Origin of the sequence: Citrobacter sp. Ce104 (assembly GCF_030334595.1) — a bacterium.
In the GTDB taxonomy this organism is placed as follows: Bacteria; Pseudomonadota; Gammaproteobacteria; order Enterobacterales; family Enterobacteriaceae; genus Citrobacter; species Citrobacter europaeus.
Genome location: NZ_JAOWDP010000067.1, coordinates 62,020 through 74,930, shown reverse-complemented (window position 1 = coordinate 74,930; position 12,911 = coordinate 62,020). Strand labels below are relative to the sequence as shown.

General features: G+C 53.6%; 8 protein-coding genes. 6 read left to right on the top strand and 2 right to left on the bottom strand.

Going from position 1 to position 12,911, the window contains the following annotated elements; genetic code table 11:
* Positions 1-69 precede the first annotated feature (69 nt).
* A complete protein-coding gene (locus OGW16_RS18320; RefSeq protein WP_181231531.1) occupies positions 70-1,473 on the top strand; it encodes a YchO/YchP family invasin in 1,404 nt (467 codons plus the stop codon).
* Positions 1,474-1,494: 21 nt separating this feature from the next.
* Here the strand turns inward: OGW16_RS18320 and narL are convergent, their stop codons facing one another.
* Both narL and narX read right to left on the bottom strand, forming a co-directional pair.
* The gene (gene narL, locus OGW16_RS18315; RefSeq protein WP_003020756.1) at positions 1,495-2,145 is read right to left on the bottom strand and encodes a two-component system response regulator NarL; all 651 of its coding nucleotides are present in this window, start codon (positions 2,143-2,145) and stop codon (positions 1,495-1,497) included.
* The gene (narX, locus tag OGW16_RS18310; RefSeq protein WP_043016124.1) at positions 2,138-3,934 is read right to left on the bottom strand and encodes a nitrate/nitrite two-component system sensor histidine kinase NarX; all 1,797 of its coding nucleotides are present in this window, start codon (positions 3,932-3,934) and stop codon (positions 2,138-2,140) included. Before narX ends, narL begins: the two co-directional genes overlap by 8 nt.
* 340 nt (positions 3,935-4,274) lie before the next feature.
* Here narX and OGW16_RS18305 point away from each other — a divergent pair, with 340 nt between their 5' ends.
* From OGW16_RS18305 to narI, 5 genes are all read left to right on the top strand, one after another.
* The gene (locus OGW16_RS18305) at positions 4,275-5,666 is read left to right on the top strand and encodes a NarK family nitrate/nitrite MFS transporter (RefSeq protein ID WP_003833390.1); all 1,392 of its coding nucleotides are present in this window, start codon (positions 4,275-4,277) and stop codon (positions 5,664-5,666) included.
* A gap of 515 nt (positions 5,667-6,181) precedes the next feature.
* Positions 6,182-9,925 carry a nitrate reductase subunit alpha gene (locus tag OGW16_RS18300; protein WP_047410758.1) on the top strand — a complete coding sequence of 1,248 codons (3,744 nt, stop codon included), beginning with the start codon at positions 6,182-6,184 and terminating at the stop codon, positions 9,923-9,925.
* Positions 9,922-11,460, top strand: coding sequence for a nitrate reductase subunit beta (narH, locus tag OGW16_RS18295; RefSeq protein WP_003833388.1), 1,539 nt, complete (start codon positions 9,922-9,924; stop codon positions 11,458-11,460). Before OGW16_RS18300 ends, narH begins: the two co-directional genes overlap by 4 nt.
* Entirely contained in the window at positions 11,457-12,167 is a 711-nt protein-coding gene (gene narJ, locus OGW16_RS18290) for a nitrate reductase molybdenum cofactor assembly chaperone (protein WP_286518680.1), read from the top strand. Before narH ends, narJ begins: the two co-directional genes overlap by 4 nt.
* On the top strand, positions 12,167-12,844 hold the full coding sequence (narI, locus tag OGW16_RS18285; protein ID WP_003833386.1) for a respiratory nitrate reductase subunit gamma: 678 nt from the start codon (positions 12,167-12,169) through the stop codon (positions 12,842-12,844). The genes narJ and narI overlap by 1 nt, the downstream gene beginning before the upstream one ends.
* The last annotated feature ends 67 nt before the right edge of the window (positions 12,845-12,911 follow it).

Below are 12,911 nucleotides of genomic sequence, written 5' to 3'. Positions count from 1 at the left end.
TTTGAGAAAAGGCTGCAAAGGGGAGCGCGGGCAGGTAGGATTTAAGCTGTGATCCCCAAATTCAATGATATTAAAGCCAGTAACGATTTGAGCCGTATTTTAAGTTGTAGATTTTCTCTTCTCCTACTCTTGCCTTTGGCAGGCGGTACTGCCAGCGCGCAGTCGTCTTTTATTCACCAGGCTGAAAACCCTTTCGACAACAATAGCGATGGCTTGCCCGATCTCGGTATGGCGCCTGAATCGCGGGCAGGTGAAAAGCACTTTGCCGAAATGGTTAAAGCGTTTGGTGAAGCCAGCATGATCGATAACGGGCTTGATACCGGTGAACAGGCGAAGCAGTTCGCCTTTGGCCAGGTGCGTGACACGGTCAGCGAACAGGTGAATCAGCAGTTGGAATCCTGGCTCTCTGTGCGGGGAAACGCCAGCGTCGGGTTGCAGGTTGATAATGAAGGCAGTTTTACCGGAAGTCGGGGAAGTTGGTTTATTCCGTGGCAGGACAATCAACGATTTCTGACCTGGAGCCAGTTGGGTTTGACGCAACAGGATGAAGGCTTAGTCAGTAATGCGGGGATTGGGCAGCGTTGGGTGCGTGACGGTTGGTTAGTGGGTTATAACACCTTTTATGATAACCTGCTGGATGAAAATCTGCCCCGGGGCGGCCTCGGCGCAGAGGCGTGGGGTGAATATTTGCGCTTATCCGCAAACTATTATCAACCGTTGTCCTCCTGGCAGGAGCGTTCAATAACCCAGCAACAAAGGATGGCCCGCGGCTACGATCTGACCGCGCAAATGCGCATGCCGTTTTATCAACACCTCAATACCAGCGTCAGCGTGGAACAGTATTTTGGCGACCAGGTGGATCTGTTTCGTTCGGGAACCGGATATCACAATCCGGTGGCGGTGAACCTCGGACTGAGCTATACGCCGGTGCCGCTGATCACAGTGACAGCACAACACAAACAGGGTGAAAGCGGCATCAGCCAGAATAACCTCGGCTTCACGCTTAATTACCGTTTTGGCGTGCCGCTAAAAAAACAGCTGATGGTCAGCGAGGTGGCAAACAGCCGTTCGCTGCGCGGCAGTCGCTATGATGCTCCGCAGCGTAACAATTTGCCGACGCTGGAATATCGCCAGCGTAAAACGCTGTCGGTATTGTTGGCCACGCCGCCCTGGGATCTCAAACCTGGAGAGACGGTGGCGCTGACGCTGCAGGTCCGTAGTCTGCATGGGATCCGCCATCTGGCGTGGCAGGGCGATACTCAGGCGTTGAGCTTAACGGCTGGCAGCAATAGCCGAAGCGCGCAGGGCTGGACGATTATTATGCCGAAGTGGGACAACAGAGAAGGTGCGATGAACCGCTGGCGGTTGTCTGTGGTGGTAGAAGATGAGCAGGGCCAGCGTGTCTCTTCCAATGAGATCACGCTATCACTGACCGAACCGTTTTTTACGGTTTCGGAAAATGATCCTCGTTAACAATGACGCATGAATGCGTTATCAGAAAATGCGTTCCTGGTGCACCCATACCGCGGCTTCAACGCGTGATTTGAGCTTCATTTTCTTCAGCATATGCTTCACGTGAACTTTTACCGTGCTTTCGGTGATGTCCAGGCGGCGGGCGATCATCTTGTTAGGCAAACCCTGGGCGATGAGCTTAAGAATATCGCGTTCGCGCGGGGTCAGTTGGGTGACATCACGGTCGGACGTTGCGCGATTTGCGCGCAGGCTGGCGGCCAGAACCGGGGTCAGGGCTTCGCTCAGCACCATTTCACCAGCGGCAGCCTGTTGCAATGCTTTCAGTAAATCTTCCGGCTCCATATCTTTCAGCAGATAACCGTCGGCGCCACGCTTCAGTGCGGTAACCACGTCTTCTTCATGATTGGATACGCTAAACACAACGATACGACCCGACAGGGATTTCTCACGCAGTTTGTCGAGCGTTTCCAGACCGTTCATGCCAGGCATGTTCAAATCAAGAAGGATCAGATCGGGATCAAGGGATTCTGCCAGCTCGATACCCTGCTCACCATTGCTGGCTTCGCCGACAACGGTGATATCGGGCGCCATGCTGACAAGCTGTTTCACACCGGTTCGCAGCATCGGATGATCGTCGATCAACAGGATGGTTGCCGGTTCCAGATTACTCATGGGTATCTCCTTGGACTTCTGTGAAGTTTGTTTCGGGAATAAAAGTGACAGCAACTTCAGTACCGCCTGTCTCGCGACGGCGTACACGGCAATCGCCGCGTAAGCTTTGCGCACGGTCGCGCATGATTATCATGCCATAATGGTTACTGCGTTCGGCGTTTTCCGGTACGCCGCAGCCGTTATCTTGCACTGTCAGTTTGACCTGCTTGCCATTTTGCACCACCGTCACGACCACTTCGTCGGCCTGAGAGTGTTTGAGGGCGTTGCTCAGGGCTTCGCGCGCAATTTGTAGCAGGTGTATAGCCTGATGTGAAGGTACCAGGCGCGGCGGCAGCTGATAATCCAGCTTCACCGTAAATCCAAAACGGGCGCTGTATTCCTGACAGCTGGCTTCCAGCGCCGGTCGCAATCCCGGTTCCGTCAGTTGTAAACGGAAAGTGGTTAACAGCTCACGCAATTGCGCCCACGAAGCATTCAGCTCGTTACGAATCTGACTGAGCAGCTCGCGGCAGTTGTCAGAAAGCGCATCGCCCTGCATCTGCAAACAGCTAACCTGCATCTTCATACAGGAGAGCGATTGTGCAATAGAATCATGAAGTTCGCGCGCAATGGTGGCACGCTCTTCCATCACGATCAACTGCTGTTGACGCTCCTGATGCCTGTCGAGCGCAAGCGTGGCGGTCAGTTGCTCCACCAGGGTATCAACCAGTTGCTGCTGATCGTGGCTGAGATGGCGTCCCTTCGGCAAAGTAGCGAGCAGGATACCATACTGGGTATGCGCATCGGTCAGTCGCCATTTCAACGTGATACCGCCGTCAATGGCGGGCAGCGTGCCGCGCGGACACAAATGGCAGCCTTTCTCATCACAGCTGGCATTGGACTGGCAGGTAAATTCCTGATGATTGTCTTCATCTTCCAGGTCATAAACCCGAAGTTCAATATCATGCAGCAGGGTCAAATTTTGCAGGCCGTTCAGTACCGGCGAGAGGCGTTCGCACAACGGTACCTGAGAGTGCAGGCGGCGGTTGGCTTGCCACAGGAAAGAGAGGATCTGGTTTTTGTGCTCCAGGCCCGCCGTTTTCTCCTGTACCCGCTGTTCCAGCACCGCGTAACTTTCGGCCAGTTCCTTCGACATATTATTTAGCGCCGAGCCCAGCGCCGCCATCTCATTGCGCCCGCTGATATTCGCGCGTTGGGTAAAATCACGCTGGCTGACTGCTCGCGCCATCGCCAGCAGCTGTTTCCACGGCTCTAACAGGCGCACGCGCAGCCAGATAATGGTGAAAACCAGCAGTAATGCCATAAATACGGCCATCAGGCGATGCAGCAGGACGACGCGTTCAATGCGTAATTCGGTAGTATGGTCAAAGGCAGTGACCAGCTTATCCAGCCCGTCCACAAAGCGCGTCACATCTTGCGCTACCGCATCAGGCGTTTGCGCATGCGCAAGCCCCGGCGCCAGTTCGGTATGCCAGTAATCCTGTAATGCTTTTAACTGCGCCTGTTGTCCATCACGCTGCGCAGCGCGCGTCAATTCCGGGCTAAACGCCGTTTGCTCCATTTCATCCAGCAGCGATTGATCGCTCGCGTCAAGCGGTACGGCTGCCAGCAGGCGATAGCTCTGCATACGCAGCGAACCCGCTTTGTTGATCGCATGAGCGCTACCTTGAACACCCTGAACCAGCCAGCCAGAGACAGCCATACCCGCCACGCCGATGGCAGTAGACAATAAAACAATCAGCGCCACCTGGTTGACCAGCGTGAGCGGGGAGAGACAACGTTTAAACATGGTGACTAGTTCCTTCGGGTTTTCGCAGTTCAGAAAACCTTATTGAATGACGATTCTGCTGCAGGCAGTGGCGTTATTCTCGGCGATACACTGGAGTATACCCATACCTCAAACGGGCTACCTCTTAATTGCCAGTAGAGGGAGAGTTCCAGGACGAGGGGGAGTAGGGGACGACAGAAGCGTGAAAAACCACATCTTTTTTACCGAAGTTATGTACTCATTAAGGGTAATGATAAATTTTAGGCATGAATAATGACACCTTTTCCTTTGATTTATATCAACTTACCTCCAGCTGTAAACCCTAATGTTGCAGGCATCGAAACAAGTATCAGAGGTGTCTATGAGTCACTCATCTGCCCCGGAAAGGGCATCTGGAGCTGTAATTACCGAATGGCGGCCGGAAGATCCCGCCTTCTGGCAGCAGCGTGGTCAACGAATCGCCAGTCGTAACCTGTGGATTTCCGTCCCTTGCTTGCTGCTGGCGTTTTGCGTGTGGATGTTATTTAGCGCCGTGGCGGTGAACTTACCGAAAGTCGGATTTGATTTCACCACTGAACAGCTGTTCATGCTGACGGCATTACCTTCGGTATCCGGCGCGCTGCTGCGTGTTCCGTACTCCTTTATGGTTCCCCTGTTTGGTGGACGTCGCTGGACGGCGTTTAGCACCGGTATCCTGATCATTCCTTGCGTATGGTTAGGTTTTGCGGTGCAGGATACCTCCACGCCGTTTAGTACCTTTATTATTATCTCCCTGTTGTGCGGCTTCGCTGGTGCGAACTTTGCGTCCAGCATGGCAAACATCAGCTTCTTCTTTCCAAAACAGAAACAGGGTGGTGCGCTGGGTCTGAACGGTGGTCTGGGCAACATGGGCGTCAGCGTGATGCAGTTGGTTGCGCCGCTGGTGGTTTCACTGTCAATCTTTGCCGCATTTGGTAGCCACGGGGTTGAACAACCGGATGGTACGCAGCTGTATCTGGCAAACGCCGCATGGATTTGGGTACCGTTCCTTGCGGTGTTAACGCTGGCTGCATGGTTTGGTATGAATGAACTGGCAACCTCAAAAGCGTCGCTGAAAGAGCAATTGCCGGTGCTGAAACGTGGGCATCTGTGGATTATGAGCCTGCTGTATCTGGCAACCTTCGGTTCATTCATCGGTTTCTCTGCCGGTTTTGCCATGTTGTCAAAAACGCAGTTCCCTGAGGTGCAGATCCTGCATTACGCCTTCTTTGGACCGTTGATTGGCGCGCTGGCTCGTTCAGCGGGCGGGGCTATCTCTGACCGTCTGGGGGGAACCCGCGTTACGCTGGTGAACTTCGTACTGATGGCTATTTTCAGTGCCTTGCTGTTCCTGACGTTGCCATCTAACGGTGTCGGCGGCAACTTTATCGCCTTCTTTGCGGTGTTCCTGGCGTTGTTCCTGACGGCTGGTCTGGGAAGTGGTTCAACCTTCCAGATGATCTCCGTTATCTTCCGTAAGCTGACGATGGACAGAGTGAAAGCTGAAGGGGGTTCTGAAGAGAAAGCAATGCGTGAGGCGGCAACCGACACTGCGGCGGCGCTGGGCTTTATCTCAGCTATTGGTGCGATCGGCGGCTTCTTTATCCCGAAAGCATTTGGTACGTCCCTGGCATTAACCGGATCTCCGGTCGATGCGATGAAAGTATTTCTGATTTTCTATGTCGCTTGTGTGGTTATCACCTGGGCGGTATACGGACGTCATTCTAAAAAGTAAAAAAGCGGTATACACAAAATCATTCGAACTGCATCAAGGCGGCTAGTGAGAAATCCCCAGGAGCTTACTGAAGTAAGTGACTGGGGAGAACGAGCGCAGCCAACGCAGAAGCAGTCTGAAGGATGAAGTGTAGGTTGATTATCCATTGCGCGGTGTTAGACCGCGCTTTTTTTTGTCTGTAATTAGTTACAACATACTTATGTATTGTGACATAAAAACAGCCTGTGAGAGCGGCGATCGCAATATGCTAAGCAGGGGGGATACCCCTTAATACCCACTTATAAAGAATTTAACATTTGTATGATAAGTGATTTTAATAAAATCATTTAAATTCAATATGTTGACTGATTTATTAATATCCCACTAAGGGGGTATGTGAAAATCGACCCTCTGTTTTCATCCCTGCCTGCCTTGATCGTTATCAATTCTCACGCCCTTTCAGAGCGTTACCTTCGCACTCAATCAAGCAATGTCGATTTATCAGAGAGCCGTCAGGCTCCTACAGGAGAAAACCGATGAGTAAATTCCTGGACCGGTTTCGCTACTTCAAGCAGAAGGGCGAAACCTTTGCCGATGGGCATGGCCAGCTTCTCAATACCAACAGGGACTGGGAGGACGGATACCGCCAGCGTTGGCAGCATGACAAAGTCGTACGTTCAACCCACGGGGTAAACTGCACAGGCTCATGCAGCTGGAAAATCTATGTGAAAAATGGTCTGGTGACCTGGGAAACCCAGCAAACTGACTACCCACGCACGCGTCCAGATATGCCTAACCACGAGCCTCGCGGCTGTCCACGTGGTGCAAGCTATTCCTGGTATCTCTACAGCGCTAACCGTCTGAAATACCCACTGATGCGCAAACGTCTGATGAAGATGTGGCGTGAAGCCAAAAAGCTGCACAGCGATCCGGTAGATGCATGGGCATCCATTATCGAAGACGCCGATAAAGCAAAAAGCTTCAAACAAGCGCGTGGTCGTGGTGGGTTTGTTCGCTCTTCATGGCAGGAAGTGAATGAACTGATTGCCGCATCTAACGTATACACCATCAAAACCTATGGTCCTGACCGTGTCGCAGGCTTCTCACCGATCCCGGCGATGTCGATGGTTTCTTATGCTTCCGGCGCACGCTATATGTCGCTGATTGGCGGTACCTGCCTGAGCTTTTATGACTGGTACTGTGACCTGCCGCCGGCTTCCCCACAGACCTGGGGCGAGCAGACTGACGTACCGGAATCTGCTGACTGGTATAACTCCAGCTATATTCTTGCATGGGGCTCTAACGTCCCGCAGACCCGTACTCCGGATGCACACTTCTTTACCGAAGTTCGCTACAAAGGGACCAAAACGGTAGCAATTACCCCGGACTACGCAGAAATCGCCAAACTCTGCGACCTGTGGCTGGCACCGAAGCAGGGAACCGATGCGGCAATGGCAATGGCGATGGGCCACGTCATGCTGCGCGAGTTCCACCTCGATAACCCGAGCCAGTACTTCACCGACTACGTTCGTCGTTATACCGACATGCCAATGCTGGTGATGCTCGAAGAGCGCGACGGCTACTATGCTGCTGGTCGTATGCTGCGTGCAGCGGATCTGGTTGACTCCCTGGGCCAGGAAAATAATCCGGAATGGAAAACCGTCGCTATCAACAGCAACGGCGATATGGTTGCGCCAAACGGTTCAATTGGTTTCCGTTGGGGTGAAAAAGGCAAATGGAACCTCGAGCAGCGCGACGGCACGTCTGGTGATGAAACCGAACTGCAGCTCAGTCTGCTGGGTAGCCAGGATGATATCGCCGAAGTGGGCTTCCCGTACTTTGGCGGCGAAGGCACCGAGCACTTCAGCAAAGTAGAACTGGAAAACATTCTGCTGCATAAATTGCCGGTTAAGCGCCTGCAACTCGCCGATGGCTCTACCGCGCTGGTGACCACCGTTTACGATCTGACTATGGCCAACTACGGCCTGGAACGTGGTCTGAACGATGAAAACTGCGCAACCAGCTACGATGACGTGAAAGCGTACACACCGGCCTGGGCAGAAAAAATCACTGGCGTATCACGCTCTCAGATCGTACGCATCGCCCGCGAATTTGCGGATAACGCCGATAAAACGCACGGTCGTTCGATGATTATCGTCGGTGCGGGTCTGAACCACTGGTATCACCTCGATATGAACTATCGTGGCCTGATCAATATGCTGGTGTTCTGCGGCTGTATCGGCCAGAGCGGCGGCGGTTGGGCCCACTATGTCGGCCAGGAAAAACTGCGCCCGCAAACCGGCTGGCAACCGCTGGCGTTTGCGCTTGACTGGCAGCGTCCGCCTCGTCATATGAACAGCACCTCCTACTTCTATAACCACTCCAGCCAATGGCGCTATGAGACGGTTACTGCGCAGGAACTGCTGTCCCCGATGGCAGACAAATCCCGCTACAGCGGTCATTTGATTGACTTTAACGTTCGCGCTGAACGTATGGGCTGGTTGCCATCTGCGCCGCAGTTAGGGACTAACCCGCTGCGTATCGCCGAAGAAGCGCAGAAAGCAGGCATGACGCCGGTGGACTACACCGTTAAATCCCTGAAAGATGGTTCTATTCGCTTTGCGGCAGAGCAGCCGGAAAACGGTAAAAACCATCCGCGTAACCTGTTTATCTGGCGTTCTAACCTGCTCGGTTCTTCCGGTAAAGGCCACGAGTACATGCTGAAGTATCTGCTGGGTACTGAACATGGTATTCAGGGCAAAGATCTCGGCCAGCAGAGCGGCGTGAAGCCGGAAGAAGTGGAATGGCAGGATAACGGACTGGACGGCAAACTGGATCTGGTCGTTACGCTGGACTTCCGCCTGTCGAGTACTTGTCTGTATTCCGATATCGTGCTGCCGACCGCAACCTGGTATGAAAAAGACGATATGAATACCTCGGATATGCATCCGTTTATTCATCCTCTGTCTGCAGCCGTTGACCCGGCCTGGGAATCGAAGAGCGACTGGGAAATCTATAAAGCTATCGCCAAAAAGTTCTCTGAAGTTTGCGTGGGCCACCTCGGTAAAGAAACCGATGTCGTCACGCTGCCAATTCAGCACGACTCCGCTGCCGAACTGGCGCAGCCGTTAGACGTGAAGGACTGGAAAAAAGGTGAATGTGACCTGATTCCTGGTGTTACCGCGCCGCATATCATGACCGTTGAACGTGATTATCCGGCTACCTACGAGCGTTTCACCTCCATCGGCCCGCTGATGGAAAAAATCGGTAATGGCGGTAAAGGGATTGCCTGGAACACCCAGAGCGAAATGGATCTGCTGCGTAAGCTCAACTACACCAAGGCTGAAGGTCCGGCGAAAGGCCAGCCGATGCTGGATACAGCGATTGATGCCGCAGAGATGATCCTCACCCTGGCGCCGGAAACTAACGGTCAGGTAGCCGTTAAAGCCTGGGCGGCGCTGAGTGAATTTACCGGCCGTGACCATACGCATCTGGCGCTGAATAAAGAAGACGAAAAAATTCGTTTCCGCGATATTCAGGCGCAGCCGCGCAAAATTATCTCCAGCCCGACCTGGTCAGGCCTGGAAGATGAACATGTGTCTTATAACGCCGGTTATACCAACGTTCATGAGCTGATCCCATGGCGTACGCTGTCTGGTCGGCAGCAGTTGTATCAGGATCATCAGTGGATGCGTGACTTCGGTGAAAGCCTGCTGGTTTATCGTCCGCCAATCGACACCCGTTCCGTGAAAGCGGTAATCGGCGAGAAATCTAACGGTAACCCGGAAAAAGCGCTCAACTTCCTGACGCCGCACCAGAAATGGGGTATCCACTCCACCTACAGCGATAACCTGTTGATGCTGACGCTGTCACGCGGTGGCCCGATTGTATGGATGAGCGAAGTCGATGCGAAAGATCTGGGTATTGAAGATAACGACTGGATCGAAGTCTTCAACAGCAACGGCGCACTGACGGCGCGTGCAGTTGTCAGCCAGCGTGTGCCGGCCGGGATGACCATGATGTACCACGCGCAGGAACGTATCGTTAACCTGCCGGGTTCAGAAATCACCCAGCAGCGCGGTGGGATCCACAACTCGGTGACCCGTATTACGCCGAAACCGACCCATATGATCGGCGGCTATGCGCAACTGGCCTACGGCTTTAACTACTACGGTACCGTCGGTTCAAACCGCGATGAGTTCGTAGTTGTACGTAAGATGAAGAACATTAACTGGTTGGATGGCGAAGGCAATGACCAGGTACAGGAGAGCGTAAAATGAAAATTCGTTCACAAGTCGGCATGGTGCTGAATCTCGATAAGTGCATCGGCTGCCACACCTGTTCAGTGACCTGTAAAAACGTCTGGACCAGCCGTGAAGGTATGGAGTACGCCTGGTTCAACAACGTCGAAAGTAAGCCCGGCGTTGGCTTTCCGAATGACTGGGAAAACCAGGAAAAATGGAAGGGCGGTTGGATCCGTAAAATTAATGGCAAACTGCAGCCGCGCATGGGTAACAAAGCGCTGCTGCTGGGTAAAATCTTTGCTAACCCGCATCTGCCGGGTATGGATGATTACTACGAGCCGTTTGATTTTGACTACCAGACGTTGCACAACGCCCCGGCAGACAGTAAGGCGCAGCCGATTGCTCGTCCACGCTCGCTGATCACCGGTCAGCGGATGGATAAAATCACCAGCGGTCCAAACTGGGAAGAAATTCTGGGCGGCGAGTTCGAAAAACGCGCCAAAGACCAGAACTTCGAAAACATGCAGAAGGCGATGTACGGTCAGTTTGAAAACACCTTCATGATGTACCTGCCGCGTCTGTGTGAGCACTGCCTTAACCCGGCGTGCGTGGCGACCTGTCCAAGCGGCGCTATCTACAAGCGTGAAGAAGATGGCATCGTGCTGATCGACCAGGATAAGTGCCGCGGCTGGCGTATGTGTATCACCGGCTGCCCGTACAAGAAGATCTACTTCAACTGGAAGAGCGGGAAGTCTGAGAAGTGCATCTTCTGCTACCCGCGTATCGAAGCCGGTCAACCGACCGTGTGCTCCGAAACCTGCGTCGGTCGTATCCGTTACCTCGGCGTACTGCTGTATGACGCGGATGCGATCGAGAGTGCGGCAAGCACCGAGCACGAGAAAGATCTGTACCAGCGTCAACTGGACGTGTTCCTCGATCCGAACGATCCGGCTGTTATTGAACAGGCGCTGAAGGATGGCATTCCGCTGAGCGTCATTGATGCCGCACAGCAGTCTCCGGTTTACAAAATGGCGATGGACTGGAAGCTGGCGCTGCCGCTGCATCCGGAATATCGCACGCTGCCGATGGTTTGGTACGTGCCGCCATTGTCACCGATTCAGTCTGCCGCCGATGCGGGTGAGCTTGGCAGCAACGGTATTCTGCCGGACGTTGACAGTCTGCGTATCCCGGTTCAGTACCTGGCGAATCTTCTGACCGCAGGCGACACTCAGCCGGTACTGTTAGCGCTGAAACGTATGCTGGCGATGCGTCACTACAAACGCGCGGAAACCGTTGACGGTAAAGTTGATACTCGTGCGCTGGAAGAGGTGGGTTTAAGCGAAGCGCAGGCACAGGAAATGTATCGTTACCTGGCGATTGCCAACTACGAAGATCGTTTCGTGGTACCGAGCAGCCATCGCGAACTGGCGCGTGACGCGTTCCCGGAGAAAAGCGGTTGTGGCTTTACCTTCGGCGACGGTTGCCATGGTTCTGATACTAAATTCAATCTGTTCAACAGCCGCCGCATTGACGCTGTTGATGTGACCAGCAAAACGGAGCCGCACCAATGATTGAACTCGTCATTGTTTCGCGTCTGCTCGAGTACCCGGATGCTGCCCTGTGGCAGCATCAGCAGGAACTTTTCGATGCACTCGCGTCATCTGAGAACCTGGATAAAGAGGATGCCCAGACCCTGGGCGTTTTCCTGCGCGATCTGACCGCGCAGGACATGCTGGATGTACAGGCCGCCTACAGCGAACTGTTTGACCGTGGCCGCGCCACATCGCTGCTGCTGTTTGAACATGTTCACGGTGAGTCCCGCGACCGCGGTCAGGCGATGGTTGATCTGATGGCGCAGTATGAGCAGCACGGTTTGCAGCTAGACAGCCGCGAACTTCCCGATCATCTGCCGCTGTATCTGGAATACCTTGCGCAGTTGCCGAAAAACGAAGCGTTAGGTGGTTTGCAGGATATCGCGCCGATTCTGGCTTTGCTCAGCGCTCGTTTGCAACAGCGTGAAAGCCGTTATGCGGTGCTATTCGATCTGCTGTTAAAACTGGCGAATACCGTTATCGACAGCGACAAAGTGGCTGAAAAAATTGCGGATGAAGCACGTGATGATACCCCACAAGCGCTGGATGCGGTCTGGGAAGAAGAGCAGGTAAAATTCTTCGCCGATCAGGGGTGTGGCGAGTCGGAAATCTCCGCTCACCAGCGTCGTTTTGCCGGGGCCGTTGCGCCGCAGTATCTGAATATCACCACCGGAGGACAGCAATAATGCACTTCCTGAATACGTTCTTCTTTGACATCTATCCGTACATTGCGGGTTCTGTCTTTCTGATCGGCAGCTGGCTGCGTTATGACTATGGGCAATATACCTGGCGTGCGGCCTCCAGCCAGATGCTGGATCGCAAAGGGATGAACCTGGCGTCAAACCTGTTCCATATCGGGATCCTGGGGATTTTTGCCGGGCACTTCCTTGGCATGCTAACGCCACACTGGATGTATGAAGCGTGGTTGCCGCTTGAAGTGAAACAAAAGATGGCAATGTTCGCGGGCGGTGCCAGTGGTTTGATGTGTCTGATTGGTGGCGTACTGCTGCTAAAACGTCGTCTGTTCAGCCCACGCGTGCGGGCGACCACCACCGGAGCGGATATTCTGATCCTCTCGCTGCTGGTGATTCAGTGTGCGCTGGGCCTGCTGACCATTCCGTTCTCCGCCCAGCATATGGACGGTAGCGAGATGATGAAGCTGGTGAACTGGGCGCAGACAGTGGTGACTTTCCAGGGCGGAGCGTCTCAATATCTGGATGGTGTTGCGTTCATTTTCCGTATGCACCTGGTGCTGGGTATGACGCTGTTCCTGTTGTTCCCGTTCTCGCGTCTGGTACACATCTGGAGCGTTCCGGTCGAATATCTGACACGCAAATACCAGATTGTTCGCGCGCGTCACTAATCGGTTATCTGTTCAAGACAAAACCCTGCTCCGGCGGGGTTTTTTTATGCCTGTTTGCCGGATGGCG

What these genes read in the sequence shown, in the direction of transcription:
- narL (WP_003020756.1), bottom strand. Translation starts at nt 2,145, where the DNA reads ATGAGTAATCTGGAACCGGCAACCATCCTGTTGATCGACGATCATCCG.
- narX (WP_043016124.1), bottom strand. Translation starts at nt 3,934, where the DNA reads ATGTTTAAACGTTGTCTCTCCCCGCTCACGCTGGTCAACCAGGTGGCG.
- OGW16_RS18305 (WP_003833390.1), top strand. Translation starts at nt 4,275, where the DNA reads ATGAGTCACTCATCTGCCCCGGAAAGGGCATCTGGAGCTGTAATTACC.
- OGW16_RS18300 (WP_047410758.1), top strand. Translation starts at nt 6,182, where the DNA reads ATGAGTAAATTCCTGGACCGGTTTCGCTACTTCAAGCAGAAGGGCGAA.
- narH (WP_003833388.1), top strand. Translation starts at nt 9,922, where the DNA reads ATGAAAATTCGTTCACAAGTCGGCATGGTGCTGAATCTCGATAAGTGC.
- narJ (WP_286518680.1), top strand. Translation starts at nt 11,457, where the DNA reads ATGATTGAACTCGTCATTGTTTCGCGTCTGCTCGAGTACCCGGATGCT.
- narI (WP_003833386.1), top strand. Translation starts at nt 12,167, where the DNA reads ATGCACTTCCTGAATACGTTCTTCTTTGACATCTATCCGTACATTGCG.